Source organism: Shewanella sp. ANA-3 (assembly GCF_000203935.1).
Classification (GTDB): Bacteria; Pseudomonadota; Gammaproteobacteria; order Enterobacterales; family Shewanellaceae; genus Shewanella.
On sequence record NC_008577.1, the window covers coordinates 3,685,217 to 3,704,349 of the forward strand.

General features: G+C 47.6%; 16 protein-coding genes and 1 tRNA gene. 9 read left to right on the forward strand and 8 right to left on the reverse strand.

What is annotated here, in order from left to right:
- Positions 1–151 precede the first annotated feature (151 nt).
- Positions 152–1,399 (forward strand): sodium:proton antiporter NhaD, encoded by a 1,248-nt coding sequence (gene nhaD / locus SHEWANA3_RS16125; RefSeq protein ID WP_041412728.1) that lies wholly within the window; start codon positions 152–154, stop codon positions 1,397–1,399.
- A gap of 63 nt (positions 1,400–1,462) precedes the next feature.
- Here the strand turns inward: nhaD and SHEWANA3_RS16130 are convergent, their stop codons facing one another.
- The gene (locus SHEWANA3_RS16130) at positions 1,463–2,563 is read right to left on the reverse strand and encodes a general secretion pathway protein GspB (RefSeq protein ID WP_011717915.1); all 1,101 of its coding nucleotides are present in this window, start codon (positions 2,561–2,563) and stop codon (positions 1,463–1,465) included.
- Complete coding sequence (locus SHEWANA3_RS16135) at positions 2,563–4,251, reverse strand: ExeA family protein (RefSeq protein ID WP_011717916.1); 1,689 nt, start codon at positions 4,249–4,251, stop codon at positions 2,563–2,565. The genes SHEWANA3_RS16130 and SHEWANA3_RS16135 overlap by 1 nt, the downstream gene beginning before the upstream one ends.
- A 174-nt stretch (positions 4,252–4,425) precedes the next feature.
- Between SHEWANA3_RS16135 and SHEWANA3_RS16140 the strand changes: the two genes are divergently transcribed.
- Both SHEWANA3_RS16140 and SHEWANA3_RS16145 read left to right on the forward strand, forming a co-directional pair.
- Positions 4,426–5,676: a multifunctional CCA addition/repair protein gene (locus tag SHEWANA3_RS16140; protein ID WP_011717917.1), complete on the forward strand. Its 1,251-nt coding sequence runs from the start codon at positions 4,426–4,428 to the stop codon at positions 5,674–5,676.
- A 234-nt stretch (positions 5,677–5,910) separates the two neighbouring features.
- A complete protein-coding gene (locus tag SHEWANA3_RS16145) occupies positions 5,911–6,177 on the forward strand; it encodes an Lpp/OprI family alanine-zipper lipoprotein (protein ID WP_011623648.1) in 267 nt (88 codons plus the stop codon).
- 623 nt (positions 6,178–6,800) lie between these two features.
- Here SHEWANA3_RS16145 and SHEWANA3_RS16150 read toward each other — a convergent pair.
- The 4 genes from SHEWANA3_RS16150 to folB all read right to left on the reverse strand — a co-directional run bounded on the left by SHEWANA3_RS16150 (position 6,801) and on the right by folB (position 9,453).
- Entirely contained in the window at positions 6,801–7,640 is an 840-nt protein-coding gene (locus SHEWANA3_RS16150) for an SAM-dependent methyltransferase (protein ID WP_011717918.1), read from the reverse strand.
- A gap of 84 nt (positions 7,641–7,724) precedes the next feature.
- Positions 7,725–8,525: an undecaprenyl-diphosphate phosphatase gene (locus SHEWANA3_RS16155; RefSeq protein WP_011717919.1), complete on the reverse strand. Its 801-nt coding sequence runs from the start codon at positions 8,523–8,525 to the stop codon at positions 7,725–7,727.
- Between the two features lie 18 nt (positions 8,526–8,543).
- Positions 8,544–9,047 (reverse strand): 2-amino-4-hydroxy-6-hydroxymethyldihydropteridine diphosphokinase, encoded by a 504-nt coding sequence (gene folK, locus SHEWANA3_RS16160; protein ID WP_041413110.1) that lies wholly within the window; start codon positions 9,045–9,047, stop codon positions 8,544–8,546.
- A gap of 55 nt (positions 9,048–9,102) precedes the next feature.
- Complete coding sequence (gene folB, locus SHEWANA3_RS16165; protein WP_011717921.1) at positions 9,103–9,453, reverse strand: dihydroneopterin aldolase; 351 nt, start codon at positions 9,451–9,453, stop codon at positions 9,103–9,105.
- Between the two features lie 261 nt (positions 9,454–9,714).
- Between folB and plsY the strand changes: the two genes are divergently transcribed.
- Positions 9,715–10,326 carry a glycerol-3-phosphate 1-O-acyltransferase PlsY gene (plsY, locus tag SHEWANA3_RS16170; protein WP_011717922.1) on the forward strand — a complete coding sequence of 204 codons (612 nt, stop codon included), beginning with the start codon at positions 9,715–9,717 and terminating at the stop codon, positions 10,324–10,326.
- Between the two features lie 186 nt (positions 10,327–10,512).
- Here the strand turns inward: plsY and tsaD are convergent, their stop codons facing one another.
- A complete protein-coding gene (gene tsaD / locus SHEWANA3_RS16175; RefSeq protein ID WP_011623654.1) occupies positions 10,513–11,529 on the reverse strand; it encodes a tRNA (adenosine(37)-N6)-threonylcarbamoyltransferase complex transferase subunit TsaD in 1,017 nt (338 codons plus the stop codon).
- A gap of 214 nt (positions 11,530–11,743) precedes the next feature.
- Here tsaD and rpsU point away from each other — a divergent pair, with 214 nt between their 5' ends.
- The 5 genes from rpsU to SHEWANA3_RS16200 all read left to right on the forward strand — a co-directional run bounded on the left by rpsU (position 11,744) and on the right by SHEWANA3_RS16200 (position 16,569).
- Entirely contained in the window at positions 11,744–11,959 is a 216-nt protein-coding gene (rpsU, locus tag SHEWANA3_RS16180) for a 30S ribosomal protein S21 (RefSeq protein WP_006080725.1), read from the forward strand.
- Between the two features lie 6 nt (positions 11,960–11,965).
- Entirely contained in the window at positions 11,966–12,409 is a 444-nt protein-coding gene (locus SHEWANA3_RS16185; RefSeq protein ID WP_011717923.1) for a GatB/YqeY domain-containing protein, read from the forward strand.
- A gap of 83 nt (positions 12,410–12,492) precedes the next feature.
- A complete protein-coding gene (gene dnaG / locus SHEWANA3_RS16190) occupies positions 12,493–14,217 on the forward strand; it encodes a DNA primase (protein ID WP_011717924.1) in 1,725 nt (574 codons plus the stop codon).
- A 135-nt stretch (positions 14,218–14,352) separates the two neighbouring features.
- On the forward strand, positions 14,353–16,203 hold the full coding sequence (rpoD, locus tag SHEWANA3_RS16195; RefSeq protein WP_086017268.1) for an RNA polymerase sigma factor RpoD: 1,851 nt from the start codon (positions 14,353–14,355) through the stop codon (positions 16,201–16,203).
- A 289-nt stretch (positions 16,204–16,492) separates the two neighbouring features.
- A tRNA-Ile gene (locus SHEWANA3_RS16200) sits at positions 16,493–16,569 on the forward strand.
- Positions 16,570–16,796: 227 nt separating this feature from the next.
- Here the strand turns inward: SHEWANA3_RS16200 and SHEWANA3_RS16205 are convergent.
- Positions 16,797–18,917 carry a methyl-accepting chemotaxis protein gene (locus SHEWANA3_RS16205; protein ID WP_011717926.1) on the reverse strand — a complete coding sequence of 707 codons (2,121 nt, stop codon included), beginning with the start codon at positions 18,915–18,917 and terminating at the stop codon, positions 16,797–16,799.
- Positions 18,918–19,133 lie beyond the last annotated feature (216 nt).

The window sequence follows — 19,133 nt, forward strand, 5'->3', positions numbered from 1 at the left end:
ACCGAGTTACAGCTAACAGTTGCGTTATTCACCCCATTATGTTCTGATCCGCACGCATTAACACGGCAAGCTTAATTTAGCCTTGATAATGCCACTCAATAGCTCGCCCTTGGCTTGCCACGACATTAAAACAGCAGTTGGAATTGCAGTTATGTTATATACCTTTCTGATCATACTGGCGGTGCTCGCATTGCTCAGTATTATTTTCGAAGAAGTCACCCACCTTAATAAAGCAAAAACCACCTTATTCTTTGGCTGTATTTCCTGGGTAGCACTGTTTATGGCTGCCGGAGACGCCAACCATGAGAAATTGGTTGCCCATCAACTCAATGAAAACTTGCTCGAAATTGCCACCCTGTGGCTGTTTTTGATGTCGACAATGACCTTTGTGGCCTATCTTAACGCCAAAGGTATGATCCAAATCATGGTGCAGAAGCTGTTCCCGCAGAAGGTCTCTGTACGCTTGTTAATGATCCAAGTGGCCTTATTCGCGCTTATCCTGTCGGCTTTCTGTGATAACGTCACCGCGACCTTAGTATCTTTAGGCTTGTTAACGACCTTTAAGCTCGAAAAGCAAATGCGCCGCAGAATGGCGGTGTTGATTATTTTCGCCGTGAACTCTGGCGGTGTGGCTCTGATCACCGGTGACGTTACCACCCTGATGATCTTCTTAGGCGGCCACGTACATATCTCCGAACTGTTGATGCTGTTTATCCCATCTGCCGTGAGTGTGATTTTACTGGCGACGCTGTTCTCATTGAAGGCTGAAGGCGTGGTGTCCACCACCCCGATTAAGCACAGCTATCAAACCGTGGATCTGCTAATTGCCTTAGTGTTCTTCTGCACGATCCTGATGACCATGCTGCTGAACATTCTCTTCGGTATTCCACCGGTACTGACCTTCTTAACCGGTCTGTCGATTATGTTCCTTATCGGCCACACCACTCGCAGTGATAAAGAAGAAATCAAGATCCTCGAATATATTCGCCAAGTCGAATACGACACTCTGTTGTTCTTCTTAGGAATTTTACTGCTGGTGGGTATGCTTAAAGAAATCGGCACCTTAGATATGCTGACCGAAGCTTACAGCCTGTTTAATCCAAACATCTCTAACTTCGTTACAGGTATGGGTTCTGCCCTTATCGATAACGTGCCATTGACAGCTGCGCTGCTTAAAGCAGAGCCAGTGCTCAACACCCCTGAATGGTTAGGTTTAACCTACAGTGTGGGCGTGGGTGGTTCGTTGTTAGTGATTGGTTCGGCTGCGGGTATCGTCGCCATGAGCAAAGTAAAAGAGCTGACTTTCGTAAGCTACCTGAAATATGTGCCAGCCCTGTTCCTATGCTACAGCGTGGGTTACGCCCTGACCTTATTTTTGGCTTACAACTTCTTCGCTTAAGTTTTGATTTTAAGCGATAAAAAAGGCGCCCATCGGCGCCTTTTTTGTTTGTAATATAACAAGTTAAATCGCTGGCACCCTAAACTGCGTGCCTTGGATTTCGAGCACTACATCCCGCGGACGAATCGCAATAATCTTTAACTTGCCCCCAATCTGGTCGCCTTCCTGTAACTCGGCGCCATCGACATTCAACCAACGCTGACTCGCATCCGTCGAATAAACGTGGGCAACAATATTAAATTCAGGCACTTGAAGCTGTAACCCCGCGGGCAGTTGCCCATATTTAGGAATATCGTCGTTTTCGACCTTAGGAATAGGATCAAGCTTGGGCTCTGTCACTGGCGTCTTAGCCGCTTTCACATATTCCACATCCTTGAGCGCATCCTGAAAATTCGCGACTAACTCATCCTCTTTGCGGCTCTGCGCCGTTTCTAAGCCCACATCGGCCGCCGCCGCATTGACTTGCTCACGCAGTGCCTCGAGTGTCGCTAAGCCCTGACGATTCGCATTAGCGCCCAACATAATAGGCTCTGACTCGCTAGTATCCTGTGGCGCCACGTCCTCGACAGAAGATTGCTGCGTTCGGGTCGTTTCATCTAAGGCGGCAGAGGTTGCCAGATAGTCATCGTAGCTCGGATCCGCACTCGTAGAAGCGGATGCCGTGGCAGCCGGAATCGAACTCATGTTCGAGCTCAGATAAGGCTGTACGTTTGCAGGCGCTTCATTTAATACCTGCTCCCTTGGCAGTGCCACTTTGCCCGCTAATCGAAATCCCGACGATTCAGCCGTGGTTTGCTCTGATCCACCAGTTTGCAGCGCAGCGTTAGTAACAGCACCTGATGAAGCGCGAACACCTTCGGCAGATGGCTGCACGGAGGAGGCTGTCTGCGGCGTGTTTTCAACCTTTGTATCAGCCATGCTTGGATTGATAGTGCTAGGCGCCGCATTTACTATCGGCATAGAATTCTGCTGTTGCCAATTCGCCACGCCCCACGCCACACCTACCCCAAGCGCCACAGCGACGGCGAGCAAGGATAATTTTGCCACTGGGAATGCAGATTTACGCGCCGTAGGATAACTTGCCCTTGGCGTTAATACCGCATCAGGTAAGGGTGAAGTTTGTTGCTGCTTATTACGGGTTACCGCATCGAGTAAAATGGACATTAACTCTGCGCTCCCTTATCGGTGAGGCGCGGTCCCTGATCACTTAAATACAAATTTAGTCTCACTAAGGTTTGATTACCTGCAATCCCATCGGCCTTTAAACCATGTTGGCTTTGGAAAGCTTTCAGATCGTTCTCTAATTTCAGATCGAATTGAGACACCCGGCGCGAAGGTCGATTAGCCACATGGGCAAGGGCGTTTTCAAGCCATTGTAATTGCCCAGGACTCGACTTCTGACTGATTTCCAGCATAGGCAAGTTAGGCGCCTGCCAGAGAATTTCAAAGGTGCCGCTAAAATGTTGATTGAACCAGGCTCTATCGACCCAAAGCTGCTGCTCGCCTAACTGCATCAATAGCTGATCAGCATCGACAGCTATCACAGCGCCATAAAAATCTTGTTGGTTATCATCCACTAAATACACAACCGCGGGATAATTGAGTCGTGTGAGCGACATCCAATTGCCCTGCTGTTGATAGCAGGAAAGCCCTTGTTCAAGCGCCGACTGGCACGCGGTTAAGCCTTTAAAGGGGACTTTACCCCACACATTAAAGAGGCCTGCAAAAGCGGTATCGATACTGCGGCTTTGCTTAATAGCCTCCTGCAACACCCGCACACTCGGATCCGGCGCGGCAAGGGTTTGCGGCTCGCTAGCCACTGGCGCACTCTGGGTTGCAGCCAATGTTTGCTCCGGCTGAATACTCTTATCTTGAATCGATGCTTGAGTCACTTCTGGTGTCGCTTGATTCGCTTGTGTCACAGGCGAGTTGACCACATTGGCAACCGCTGGGCTTTCGGTAAATAACCAATAAGACACGCCGAAAGCCACAACCAATGCCGCCGCGATAGCGCTCGGCCACAAGAGTTTATTTGGCTGTGGTTCTTCTTCCCCGAGCACCTCGGCCGCCGCTTGTCTCACCATATGGTGATCGATTGGCACCTTAGATTGTGCATAACCCGCCATCAAAGCACGTTCACACAGCAAGTTAATTAACCGCGGAATACCGCCACTGTATTTGTGCAGCACTTTAATCGCTTTACGGGTAAATAGCGGTTCAAAACGACCTGCCACCTGCAAACGGTGCAACACATAGAGTGCGATTTCATCTTCATTAAGAGGTAATAGATGATAGCGGGCAGTAATACGCTGGGCTAACTGTCTAAGCTCTTGCCGTTTAAGCAACAATTGCAGCTCGGGCTGACCAATTAAGATCACCTGCAGCAGTTTTTTCGTGTCAGTCTCGAGATTGGTGAGCAGCCTTAACTGCTCTAACACTTCGGCGCGTAGATGCTGCGCCTCATCGATGATGAGTACCGTATTGCGGCCTTTCTCATGATTGGCCAGTAAAAAACGACTCAGATGGTCAGTGAGTTGTTTAAGGGTTGGGTTTTCACCATAGCTAATCTTCAATTCATCACAGAGTGTGGCGAGTAATTCCAACTCCGTCAGCGAAGGATTTAAGATAAAAGCCGTATCGGTATGATCGGGTAATTGCCCAAGCAAACAACGAGATACTGTCGTCTTCCCCGTGCCGACCTCCCCCGTCAACAACACAAAGCCCCCAGTTTCTCCCAGTCCATAGGTCAAATGGGCTAAGGCCTCTCTGTGCCTGTCACTCAAAAATAAATAATGGGGATTGGGTGCAATCGAAAAAGGGTTATCACTGAGTCCATAAAAGGCCTTGTACATACCACCAATCATCCTAAGCTAAAAATAACGCCCCACGTTAAAACGTCCCAGAGATATTGTCAAAACATCCGCAACATGGATGTGACATCCCAATAAATATCTCCATCCAAATTCGCCTCGCCATCGCCTCATCATGTTAAGCTAGCTTTATGACACACTAGCTAAAATATTCCTGTGAAAATTTATTTAGTGGGCGGCGCTGTACGAGACAGCCTGCTCAATCTCCCAATAAAAGATAAAGATTTTATGGTTGTCGGTGCAACTCCAGAGCAAATGCAGCAGTTAGGCTATCGCCAAGTGGGTAAAGACTTCCCAGTTTTTTTGCATCCTAAAACCCAACAAGAATATGCCTTAGCGCGAACGGAGCGCAAAGTCGGTCTCGGCTATGGCGGCTTTAGCTGTTATGCCAGTCCGGACGTCACCCTAGAGCAAGACCTGCTGAGACGCGATTTAACCATTAATGCCATCGCCCAAGATGAGGCGGGTAACTTGTACGATCCCTACCATGGCATCGCAGATATCAACGCGCGTCAGCTGCGACATGTGTCGGCCGCCTTTGCTGAAGATCCGCTGCGAGTATTAAGGGTTGCTCGCTTTGCCGCACGTTTTCATGACTTAGGTTTCGAGATTGCCGCTGAAACCATGGCGTTAATGCAGCACATGAGCCAAACCGAGGAGTTAACAGCGCTGACGCCTGAGCGCGTCTGGCAAGAAGTCGATAAGAGTCTTGGCGGCCCTCACCCAGAAGTCTTTTTCGAAGTGCTACGTCAATGTGGCGCCTTGAATATTCTGTTCCCTGAGATTGAGGCGCTTTTTGGCGTGCCACAACCGGAAAAATGGCATCCAGAGATAGACACGGGTTTGCATACTATGTTGGTGTTAGCCCAAGCTAGCTCACTGACAGAGGAAAAAGCCGTGCGCTTTGCCGCCTTAGTGCATGACTTGGGTAAAGCATTAAGCCCTAAAGAGCATTGGCCTAAACACCATGGGCACGGACAAAAGGGCTTACCCGTCATAAAAAGTCTGTGTGAACGCCTGCGGATCCCGAACGAGTATCGCGATCTGGCGCTCTTGGTGAGCGATCAGCATCAGAATGTGCACCAAGCTTTTGAGTTAAGAAGCGAGACCATCATCAAGCTCTTCGATAAAGCCGATTTTTGGCGTAAACCAGAACGACTGGAGCAACTTCTATTAGCCTGCATCGCCGATATGCGTGGCCGAACCGGATTCGAGCATCATGCCTATCCACAAGGTGATTATCTTTCTGCTTGTTTTTCAGCCGCGAGTTCAGTCGATGTGAAGGCTATTATTGCGGCAGGTTTTCAAGGCGCACAGATAAAACAGGCGCTCAATTCGAAGCGGATAGAGGTCGTTGAGCAAGTGAAACTCAACTGGCAGCAATCCCAAACCAAACAAACGCCATAAAATTGTAATATTTTTGTAAATGCGACCACACTTTCTGGTAAATACAGTGCCATTTTTCGATGAAAAAGGCCGATATAACCGTGAAAAAACGCTTTTAAAAAAAATTTATATGTCTATAGTGGTTAAACGCATTAATATTCGTAGCAAATTAAAATAGCTATGTCATAATTAGGCAGTTTCGATTCCAAAGTGACGAAACATTCAAATCCAACCTATTTTAAGGGATTTTTTACAATGAACAAAAAAGTACTGATGATTGCTGGTTTAGCAATGACTGCCCTACTAGGTGGTTGTGCAAACACTACTGCTCTGGAAGAAAGCGTTGCAACTCTGGGCAACAAAGTTGATCAATTGTCAGCTGATGTTAGCTCTCTGAAATCAGAGCAAAGCAAACTGTCTGCAGACGTTAAAGATGCTAAAGCAGCAGCTATGGACGCACAAGCAGAAGCTAAGCGCGCTAACGACCGTCTAGACAACGTTGCTTCTCGTTACAAGAAGTAATGATAAGTAATTAACCTGTAATTCAGCAGGTTAGCATAAAAGGCTTGAGAGAGATGAAAGCGAATAGCACATCCATCCAAGCCTTTTTTTATGGCCTCAGTTAATCTAAGCACCAATCTTATCTTTAATAGTCATCTCTCATTTAAGCCTGCACTTTCTCGTCTCTTTAGCCCTTTACACTCACCATCTCTTTAAAACTCATTCGACTTAACGGCAATACCAGTTCAAGGCCGAAGTGAACCACACATTTGTTTTAAGCGGATTTGAGTTTTAATCTCATCCATAAACTGAGATTTGAAGTTTTGTTAATCCCGACGAATCTTTTTACTTAAAACTTTATTTTTGCCCCAGTGTTATCGCTAGCATTTTAAAGAAACTGCAACGCGACAAACTGAGGCTATTAGGGAAACAAAGGCAATAAATGAGTAATAATTGTGAGAGACAAAAACGTAATAAAGATAAAGTTTAAGGGACGCCGTTTCGCATTTACATTAAAACAACATAAAAAGCTCGATTAGTATCATAGACTTGCGCAATTCGCCCTATTCAAGCACCCAGAAACGCATTCCCTAAGCTAATGAATAGACTAAAAAACATCCTATTTAATTTTGTATTTTGGCCTGTTAGGACTCAATTAAAGACTTCTGCGCCAAGACCAAAACAAAATCAATTTCCAGCACATCGAAGGCTTTCGTCCGAATAAGGTGTTTGACTTGTTCGGAGGCGCGCCACGCATAGGGTGTCATATCTAGCAAGACCAGCGCTTGTTCACCCGTCACAGACAAACTAAATTGTAATCGTTGCTGCTCTTTGACAATTAATCCCGAAGGCAAATTAATTTGAGGAGTTTTTTCAGTCAGTTCTGGATAAATACACTCCCTGATTTGCCACAAATGCCGCGCACCCGGGATCACCTGTAACATCAAGCCCTGCTCCTTAAGGACTCGAACGCATTCCTTCCCCTTCAACGGCTTATCGACCACGGTGATAAGGTCAGTGCAATTGTCGGCAAAAGGCAGCACTTTTGAGGTGCTTAAGCAGAGTGTTGCAGGGGTTTGCGCTTTGGCCGCAGCAAAAATAGTATTTTCTGCGTCCGCTACGCCGCTGTACTGGACGTTTAGCTCGTTTGTGAGATTAAGTAGCGCAGAAGCTAAAGCACGCAAATAGAAGCCGTCAGCGCACTCGTAGTCCAATAGGCAATCATCCGCTTTGAGATGGGGGGCGATCATCGCCGCCATTTTTTCAACTAAAGGTGAAAAAATCCCCGACTCAAGCAAGAAGCGCTTTGCCCGCACTTGCTGACGGGAGTCGCCAGTCGGCTTTTGTCGTGCTGGTTTAGTAAAAATCCAATAACCCGCTTCATTTTTATCAAAATGGTGCTTATTCGCACAGTAAAAACCTTGGGATGCCTGATGCTGCATCAGTGCCAAACCACAGGTAGGACATTGAAATTGAAGGCCCATAACTTACTCCGTTAACGAAAATCCGCGCCTAAAAACACAAAAATCGGGTACTAGACCCGATTTTTTAGCCATGACGCCCCTGTATTATAGGAAGATAAATCCACATAACACAGCACCGAGGATGAGGCGATAAATCACAAATGGCGTCATACCCATACGGCTGATGATTTTTAAGAAATAGTGAATACACAGATAAGCGGCCACAAATGAAATCACAGTGCCGAGTGTCAGAGCTTGATAATCAATAGGAAGCGGGCTCTCAGCCAAATCTTTACCCACTAAAATAGCCGCGCCTAAGCTGACAGGCACAGACATCAAGAACGAGAAACGCGCAGCGGCATCGCGGCTAAGACCTAACATCAGCGCGGCCGTCATCGTAGCGCCCGAGCGTGAAGTACCAGGGATTAACGCCAGCGCCTGAGCAAAACCAATTAATAGCGCCTTGCGCCAACCCGTTTGATAAACCGTCAAGTCACGGCGCGACATCTTATCCGCCCACCAAAGCAGCAAACCAAAGACCACAGTCGTCACGGCGATCACACCAGCGCTGCGCAAATGGGTTTCGATAAAGTCTTTGGCCATAAAGCCAAAAAACACTGCGGGTAAAGTAGCAAGAATGATCCACCAAGCTAACTTACTGTCATCGGAATGCTGACCTTTTACCATGCTGGCAATCCAGGCCTTGAACATGGCCCAGAGTTCATTGCGAAAATAAATCACTACGGCGAATAATGAGCCAGTGTTCACGGCAACGTCGAAGGATAAGCCTTGGTCTTCCCAGCCTAAAAGCTGTGCGGGTAGGATAAGGTGCGCCGAACTAGAAATGGGGAGGAACTCGGTTAATCCTTGAATTAACGCTAAAATAATTACCTGAAACGTATCCATGACAATCCTATCAATCAATTAAAAAGTGAGCCCATGAGGCCATTCAAAGGCTACCGGCCACAGCTTTTGCGACGCTTTATCATATTCATCCCACATTACGGCATAGGTTTTCTGCTGCAATGGGTGAACCAAATTGGGGACGATTTCCGCTAAAGGCCAAAGCACAAAAGCATTAGTGACAATTTCGGCGCGGGGAAGTACCACTGGGGTCTGACAAACGACATCATCATAAAGCAATAGGTCAATATCTAAGGTTCTTGGACTAAACTTTTTGGCCCCCACCAACCGGCCGTGATTTTGCTCGATTTGCTTAAACTGCGCAACTACCTCAGCAATATTCAAGCTCGTTTGTGCACAGGCCACCATGTTTAAAAAGTTAGTGCCATCAAACCCTACGGCTTCACTCTCATACATAGAGGAAAGTTGCAGTGGACCAAAGTGCTCTCGTAATGACTGCAAGCCCGCCTTTAGATAGCGAGAAGGTTCTATATTACTGCCTAAACTAATGTATATACGTGCCATACCCATGTCCGAACCGTCTGCCTAACTAAGCTAAAACCCGAATCTAGAGAACCAATTAGCGTGAGCGTTCAATCTCAACCCCAACGGCAGAGGCCGAAGGCACGGCGCCGGGTTTCATCACCACGACTTTCACCCAATTGACCTTAAACTCGTTGAGCACACATTCGGCCACTCGCTCGGCAACGGTTTCGATTAACTCGATGGGCTTTTCGGTGACGAGCTGAGTCAGGCGGTTCGACACCGTCTCGTAGCAGAGCGCGTATTGATAGTCGTCGCTTGCCGCGGCGGCTTTATTGTCCCAAGCCATGTCGAGATCCAAAAACAGGCTCTGCTGGATTTTCTTTTCCCATTCATAGACGCCAATCACAGTATCAATACGTAATTGTCGAATAAGCACTTTATCCATACTAATTCCTACTAACTCATGCCAATGAGGTCTGATAAGCTAAACGCGATAGTGTCTGTATAATCCGCCGTTCGATGGAACGACTAATTTACTTTCTACTCGGACCAATCCGAAGTAGGATAACGCCCAAATGGATTTGTTCGTTCAGAAACTATCGCAACTTGATAAGTCGCGTTATCGCTATCGCTTATGACTGAATGCTTGCCAAGGGGCTGTTTAATTGTGGCGCGATAATACCTTAAGACGTGTAAGGAAACCAATGTGAGTCAATTAACACTGACACTTTTGATGATTGTGGCCGCCTATTTAGCCGGTTCTGTCTCAAGTGCTGTGCTAGTGTGTAGGATGAGAGGCCTACCCGACCCCAGATTGCAAGGCTCAGGCAACCCCGGAGCCACCAATGTGCTGCGCATTGGCGGCGCAAGCTCGGCTGCCATGGTGTTATTTTTCGATATGCTTAAGGGCGCCTTACCCACTTATCTTGCCTATTTAATGGGAATCGACGCCATTTCCCTCGGTCTGATCGCCATCGCCGCCTGTCTTGGGCACATTTATCCGATATTTTTTGGTTTTAAAGGTGGCAAAGGCGTGGCGACAGCTTTTGGTGCTATGGCACCGATTGGCGATGACTTGGCCATCTGCTTGATGGCTTCTTGGGTTGTCTTAGTCCTGATCAGCCGCTACTCTTCCCTCGCCGCGATTATCACCGCCCTACTGGCGCCACTTTATACTTGGTGGCTAGATGACAGATTTACGATCCCCGTCGCTATGCTCTCAACGCTGATTATCATCCGTCATAAAGAAAATATTCAGCGGTTGCTGAAAGGTGAAGAGTCTAAGGTGTCACGTAAAAAGCGTCCTAAAGCACCTTAGTTATGTAACACTCTAGTTACTCAACACCATAGCTACACTAAAAATACTCACGCCGAGAAATGGCTTGATAACTCATTCGAGAAACAATATGCAAGTGACTAATCCAAGAGAACAATCCAAGATAACCATAAAAAAAACAGCGCATTATGCGCTGTTTTTTATTTTGCTGACTTAGCTTGCGATAACTCATGCAACAGGCGGTAAGGTATCAAGCGGCCATCTAGGTTGACCTTTGACAGCTAAGTCTTCCTGTTGCCCCGCCTTTAAACGCTGCAGGCCAGCAAAGGCAATCATGGCACCATTGTCAGTACAGAATTCACCACGTGGATAATAAACTCGGCCACCGATAGAGGTCATCATCTCGGCCAAGGTTTCCCGTAGGCGCGTGTTGGCACTCACGCCACCGGCGATCACTAAACGGTTATAGCCTGTTTGTTTTAACGCGCGGCGACATTTAATCGCGAGCGTATCAACGACCGCTTCTTCAAAAGCGCGGGCGATGTTCGCGCGGGTTTGCTCATCATCGGGCTCGGCGGCAATGGTATTGGCGGTAAAGGTTTTCAGCCCTGAGAAACTAAAATCGAGTCCGGGTCTGTCGGTCATTGGGCGCGGAAATTGATAACCTGCTGGCTCACCTTTGGCGGCCAGTTTCGCAAGCCGTGGACCGCCAGGATAATCCAGCCCCATTAACTTAGCGGTTTTATCGAAGGCTTCACCGGCGGCGTCATCCACCGACTCACCTAAGACTTCATAAAGGCCGATACCATCGACCTTTACTAACATGGAGTGGCCACCAGACACTAACAGTGCCACAAAGGGAAACTCAGGCGCATCGTCTTCCAGCATTGGCGCCAGCAGATGCCCTTCCATATGGTGCACACCGATGGCGGGTTTATTCCAAGCAAAGGCAAGTGAGCGGCCAACACAAGCGCCCACTAATAAAGCACCGATAAGGCCTGGGCCTTTGGTGTAGGCAATCCCATCTAAATCGGCAATCTCGGTATTGGCATTTTTCAGCGCTTGGCGGATCAGCGGGACAATTTTGCGCACATGGTCGCGGGAAGCCAGTTCAGGCACAACTCCACCATAATCCGCATGCAACTTAACCTGACTATATAAAGCATGGGAGAGCAATCCCAGCTTATCGTCATAGACGGCAATACCTGTCTCGTCACAAGATGTCTCAATACCTAGAACCCGCATGGTGCCTCATATCCAAATAACCAAAGGGCGCTAATTCTACCTGTATGATGACAATTACTCCAGTCGCCGATCATCATATTCCCGTAGCCAAACCCGCCACACAGGATTAGGGCTTTACAAGCCTAGTTGTCTCGGTATAAAATTCCGCACCATTTTAAATACACTTGGTTCAAGCAATTGAACCACACAACCTACACCTAAGGGGTGATGGCGTATGCCAATTATTAAAGTACGTGAAAACGAACCATTCGACGTAGCTCTGCGTCGTTTCAAGCGCTCTTGTGAAAAAGCTGGTATTTTAGCTGACGTGCGTGCTCGTGAATTCTACGAGAAGCCAACTACTGCACGTAAGCGCGCTAAAGCAGCTGCAGTTAAACGTTTAGCTAAAAAGCTTTCTCGCGAAAACGCACGTCGCGTACGTTTATACTAATCTCTTATGAGCCTAATTGATCAGCTAAAAGACCATATGAAACAGGCCATGATCGCCAAAGAGAAGGCGAGATTGAGCACTATTCGTATGGCACTTGCAGCCATCAAACAGATTGAAGTGGATACCCGCGAAACCCTGAATGATGAGCAGGTTATAGCTGTCTTAACCAAAATGGTGAAACAACGTCGCGATTCGATTGCTCAATATGAAGCAGCGGGTCGTAGCGAGTTGGCCGCAGCAGAAGCAGAAGAGATTCAAGTTATTGAAACTTTCCTGCCGACTCCCCTCTCTGAGGCGGAAATTGCCGCGTTCATCGATGCCGCTATTGCTGAAATAGGCGCATCCTCCATGGCGGATATGGGCAAAGTAATGGGAGCATTAAAACCTAAAGTTCAAGGACGTGCAGACATGGGCGCTATCGGCGCTATGATCCGTGCAAAATTGCAATAATTAGCGTTTCAATGTATGAACAAGCCGTGCCTATGCGCGGCTTGTTTGTTTAAATTCGCGCAAGGCGAGATTTTAAGCACTCAATGGCAATACCTCGTGATTTTATCAATGAGCTAATCGCTCGCACCGACATTGTCGAGCTTATCGACCGCAAGGTGCCCTTGAAAAAGGCGGGTAAAAACTACTCGGCCTGTTGTCCTTTTCATAGCGAAAAATCACCTTCGTTTACCGTTAGCCGCGATAAACAGTTTTATCATTGTTTTGGCTGCGGTGCCCACGGCAACGCCATCGATTTTGTGATGGAGTACGACAGACTCGACTTTGTCGATGCCATAGAAGATCTTGCCGGACAACTGGGCTTAGAAGTCCCAAGGGAACAAGGCACGGGTAAACGCCAAGACGATGGCCTAAGCCGTGATCTATACCAATTAATGGAAGAAGCGAGCCGCTTTTTTCAAACTCAGTTAAGACAACACCAAGACAAGCAAAAAGTCATCGACTACCTCGCCTATCGCGGATTATCCGATGATATTGTTGAGCATTTTGGGATTGGTTTTGCGCCCGACGGTTGGGATGGCTTATTAAGCCGCTACCGACACAGTCAAGATGCACAGGATAAACTCCTGACCGCAGGCATGCTGATCAGCAATGACAGCGGTAAAAGATACGACAGATTCCGTGACCGCCTGATGTTTCCTATTCGCGACCGCCGTGGTCGTGTGATTGGATTTGGTGGCAGAGTATTGGGAGATGGCACCCCCAAGTACTTGAATTCGCCAGAAACGCCCATATTTCATAAGGGCAATGAACTCTACGGCCTATACGAGCTAAAACAACGTCATCGCGATCCCGATAAGGTACTGATTGTCGAAGGCTATATGGACGTGGTCGCCCTCGCCCAATATGGCGTGGATTACGCGGTCGCCTCCCTTGGCACATCGACGACGGCTGAACAATTCCAATTGTTGCTGCGTAGTGCTAAGGAAGTGATTTGTTGTTATGACGGCGATAGAGCCGGTAATGAGGCCGCTTGGCGCGCCTTAGAAACTGCTTTACCCCTACTCAAACCAGGGGACAAAGTGCGTTTTATGTTTTTACCTCAATCTGAAGATCCGGATTCAATGGTTCGTAAGATTGGTAAAGACGCATTCGAGCAAATGATGGAAAGTGCCATCACCCTGCCCGAATTTTTGTTTGATACATTAGCGACAAAATTTGGTACCGATAAAGGTAACTTAGCCAAACAAGCCTTTGGCCTAATTGAAAAAATTCAAGATACTGTGCTGCAAAACCTACTGCTTGAGAACTTAGCTCACAAGTTAGGCATGAACAGCTCAGACGATATGAAGAAAAAACTGGGTTTTAGTGTCAAACAAACTAAGCCCACAGCATCAACGGGACTCAAAGGACGCGGTACACCATTGCGACTTGCCATCGCCTTGTTAGTACAGCATCCCGAGCTGGGAGTGGGATTATCCCCACAACCGGCATTAAACCATCTGCAAATGCCAGGCATCGACTTGCTGCCATTGCTGTTGGAATTAACACGAGAGCATAGGTTAAACAGCGCACAACTACTTGAGCAATTCAGAGACAGCCCCCACAGCGGGACGCTGCATAAATTAGCCCAATGGGACCATCAAGTGGCGGATGAAAACCTGCTCGGAGAGTTTAAAAAAGCCCTGATTTGGCTGAACAATCAATATATTGAGCAGCGATATCAGGAATTGAGTCTTAAACAGACCCATACTAAAGAAGAATGGATACAGCTGCAGAAGCTGATCTTAGTCATGAAAGGACTAAACTGAGGCAAAAATGTCCTCAATCAGTATCCCAGTGACTAGCACAGGTAAGTGCACATGGCTATAATTGACGATTTGCGCGGCACTTAGCACAAGCTAACTGTCCGTCGTTGTAACAGTTTCCCAACTTGGATGATATCTATGGATCATACTCCGCAGTCGCAACTCAAGCTGTTGCTTGCCAAAGGTAAAGAGCAAGGTTACTTAACCTATGCAGAAGTGAACGATCACTTACCTGCAGACATGGTCGATTCTGACCAGATCGAAGATATTATCCAGATGATAAATGACATGGGTATTCGGGTGTTCGAAGAAGCACCAGATGCCGATGACATGATGATGTCGGAAGACAACACAGACGAAGATGCAGCGGAAGAAGCCGCAGCCGCCCTTGCCACAGTAGAAAGTGAGCTAGGCCGCACCACAGACCCAGTGCGTATGTACATGCGCGAAATGGGTACCGTTGAACTGCTTACCCGTGAAGGCGAAATCGTTATCGCCAAACGCATCGAAGAAGGCATCAACACAGTTCAAAGCTCTGTCGCCGAATACCCACAAGCGATCGCCATGATCCTTGAGCAGTACGACCAGTACGAAGCCGACGAACTGCGCCTGTCTGATATTATCTCTGGATTTGTTAACCCGGACGAAGAAGACCTAGGTCCAACCGCGACTCATATCGGTTCTGAATTATCGGAAGAAGATCTCGATGATGAAGATGACGATGAAGACGACGAAGACGAAGACGGTGATGGCGAAGGCGATGACGATGGCAACAAGGGACCCGATCCTGAAGAAGCGCGTGAACGCTTTAGCCAATTAAGAACCGCCTACGAAAACGCGCTTAAGATCATCGATGCCAAAGGTCGTGAACACCCAGAATCGATTCAAGCACTGTTTGAAATCGGCGAGATTTTCAAAGAGTTCCGCCTCGTACCTAAGCAATTCGACCGCTTAGTGAAAAGCATGCGTTCTATGATGGACCGAGTGCGCGTTCAAGAGCGTCTACTGATGAAGCTCTGTGTCGAACAGGCCAAAATGCCGAAGAAGAACTTTGTTAAATTCTTCACCGGTAACGAAACCAATCTCGATTGGTTCGATGCAGAAAAGAACTCAACTAAGCCTTATGCCGAAGGCTTAAGAATGGTTGAAGAAGACGTTCAGCGTTGCCGTAGCAAGCTGGCCGCCATCGAAGAAGAAACCGGCTTAGTGATTGCCGCCATTAAAGATATCAACCGTCGTATGTCAATCGGTGAAGCCAAGGCTCGCCGTGCGAAGAAAGAAATGGTTGAAGCAAACTTACGTCTGGTAATTTCTATCGCGAAGAAATACACCAACCGTGGTCTGCAATTCTTGGACCTTATCCAAGAAGGTAACATAGGTCTGATGAAGGCCGTTGATAAGTTCGAATACCGTCGTGGTTACAAGTTCTCGACCTATGCGACTTGGTGGATCCGTCAGGCTATCACCCGCTCAATCGCGGACCAAGCCCGTACGATCCGTATTCCAGTACATATGATCGAAACCATCAACAAGCTGAACCGTATCTCTCGTCAAATGCTGCAGGAAATGGGTCGTGAACCCTCACCTGAAGAACTGGCAGAGCGTATGATGATGCCGGAAGATAAGATCCGTAAGGTACTGAAAATCGCTAAAGAACCTATCTCCATGGAAACCCCAATCGGTGACGATGAAGATTCGCATTTAGGTGATTTTATCGAGGATACTACCCTCGAATTACCACTGGACAGCGCCACCAGCGAAAGCCTGAAGAGCGCCACCCATGAGGTTTTAGCAGGCTTAACAGCCCGTGAAGCGAAAGTACTGCGTATGCGTTTTGGTATCGATATGAATACCGACCACACGCTAGAAGAAGTGGGTAAACAATTTGACGTAACCCGTGAGCGTATCCGTCAAATCGAGGCGAAAGCCCTACGTAAACTGCGCCACCCTTCACGTTCGGAAATCTTAAAGTCGTTCTTAGACGAATAGTCAACCGAAGCATCGATTCTAAGCCCCGCCTAGCGGGGCTTTTTATTGCCCAATTAACATCCCTTAAAATTCCCCCTGAATAGCCATTGCTAAGCTCTCTTTCAAAATCAAATGGTTAAAAATCACTTCTCCATTCAGACGATATGAAATCCAGAAGCCAAAACCACAGTTGATTAACAGATAACCACTTGAATCAATTCGGTGAATTTCATCAAAAAACACGGGTGACAAGCGCAAACAAGCTTAGTATACTGCCACTCGCTTTAGGTAATGACGATTGCCTTTAGTCGGCCCCTTAGCTCAGTTGGTTAGAGCACACGACTCATAATCGTTAGGTCCACGGTTCAAGTCCGTGAGGGGCCACCACCCCAATTCAACAAAAAAGCCCATTTCTTAATGGGCTTTTTTGTGTCTGTCATCTGTCGATACTCATTCATACCCACGCGCTTCATTTCCGATAACCACTCAAATGTGATTTCGATTTGCCCTTTTAGACTATTGCTAAAATAAGACCAAAAACAAAGGCGCTTAATGAAATTCACTTAAGCGCCTTGGTGACTTTCCCTTGTGCACGCAGTGCAAGGGAACTCGATTTAGGTCTTCAGCTTACCTAATTGTTGATGCTGCTGTTTCACCAGTTCGGCAAGGACCACACTGCTTTGCTGCGCTTCACCCGCAAGGCGCGCCAGCTCCGAGGCCGAGTCGGAAATCCCAGTGATATTACGATTCACTTCTTCCGTTACCGCGCTTTGTTCCTCCGCGGCGGCGGCAATATGCGTCACCTGAGAAGAAATCTCCTCTATCTGACTGACCATAGAATTAAGCGATGTGAGTGCTTGCTCGGTTTGCGACACGGCCATTTGTGCGCGCTCAGCACCTTTATCAATAATGCCTGAGGCACTATTTACTTCTTGCTGCAGGGCATCGATCAGCACACTGATATCATCGGTCGAACTTTGGGTTTTAGAGGCAAGCGCCCTCACCTCATCGGCCACCACGGCAAAACCCCGCCCTTGTTCGCCGGCTCGCGCCGCCTCAATTGCGGCGTTCAAAGCCAGCAAGTTGGTTTGCGCGGCAATAGAGCTGATCACCTCGAGAATACGGCTGATATTCGTGCTACTTTCAGCCACTTTGCTCACAGCCACTTTCGCCTGCATCGACTCCTGCGACATAGTAGTCACATATTCCATGGCCTTAGTCAGGCTCTCTTCACTGAGACGTACATTGCGGGACATGGCTTCGGTTTCCGCAGCGGTTTGCTCAGAAGCTTTCGCCACTTCAAGCGCCGTAGCACTCATCTCATTGACCGCGGTTACCACGCTCTCGATTTCGCCATACTGACGATGGACACTATCGTGGGTCAACTCCGCAATTTGCGCCGAAGACAAGCTTTCTTCCTGGGTGCGTCCCGCAAGCGTTTTTAACTCGCTGATCAAGTCTTTCAACTTATGGATAAAGGAGTTGAAGCCTTTACCCAGTGCAATCAGTTCCGCATGGGCATCGACCACAATGGATTGGGTTAAGTCACCATCGGCACTGGCCAAGTGTTCCACACGGCCTTGGATCATCTTGAGCGGCGCAATAATGCTGCGGATCACTATGCTGATGGTAACCACGGCGAGAATAGACACGGCTAAACCGACCATCAACAAGATGCTGCCAAGGGATGTGGCCATTTCATCCATTTTGTCATTCAACTCAATGGAGCTCTTAAAGGCTTGAGCCTTAGGGACTTGGATAGCCAATGACCATTCCGCTTTCGCCAGTGGGATTTTTATCGGGTAGGCCACGATAATCTCATCATCGTTTGCCATATAGCCGCCATTTTTATGTAACGCGACTATCTGCGAGGCAAGTTTAGGGTCGATAGATTCGCTCAGAGGGCGCGCTTTTTTGCTGTAATGACTCGCGGCAACCACTAACCCACGGGTACTGAGTAAGGTTACCTTGGCTTGACCGTCGTAAAGACTCTTAGACAATTTATCGATTAGGGCCTGAAATACGGGCAAGTTCACATCGACGCCCACCACCCCAATAAACTGCTTATGCTTGACCACTGGCACGGTTAAAGAGGTCATCAGCGCATTATTACCTGGGGTGATTTCATAGAGATAGGGCTCCATCAAACAAGGCTTTAAGGTTTCCTTAGCACAGAGATACCATTCAGCTTCACGGATCCCAAACTCGTTTAAGGTCGTGACATATTTTTCTGCTGAATCATCTACTTGATTATGTTCGACCGTGCCATCATCGTTGCGAGTGTAGTACACCTCCAATGACCCCGATGATGCGACGCTATGGCTAACCTCGACATTTAAAAACTCACTGTCGAGCCCATCGTAACCATTAGGCTCAAACTGCGCGTACATGGAGGATATCTGGTTATTTTTCTTTAATACCGCCGCCACGGCCAGCTCTAAGCGATCACGCTTTAATGGCAACTCTTCCGCAGTGCTCTCTAACATGCCGGAAAAAGAGTACGGGATCCGATAGGCTTCATTGATAAAGCCCGCCACCATTTCACCATATTCGCCCGCACGGGCTTCGAGTTTGTCACGGGTTTCGGTTTGTAATGTCTCTTGAACCTGATTAGACAGCTCTGTGTTTTGATCCGAAAGGGTCCACCAGAGGCTGATGGAAAGAATGGCAACAATTGAGAGGAATAAGGCGGAAGTGATCCACAACAACTTAGTACTGATGGACAAATGCTTCATCGAGTAAACTCCAAAAGATAGAAGGTCAAGAGCCTAATTATTTTGATCTAGTTCATTTTTATTTTTGCTTCTCAGTTTAAAAAATAGCACTCAGTCACGAGATTACCAGCCTTTAAGATAGTGAATTGTTAAGCGTAAGTAAAACTTTTCACTGACTCATTTGGCGTCAATCTTCATTTTTATCTCCATCGCTGAAAGTTTGATATTTATCGCGAA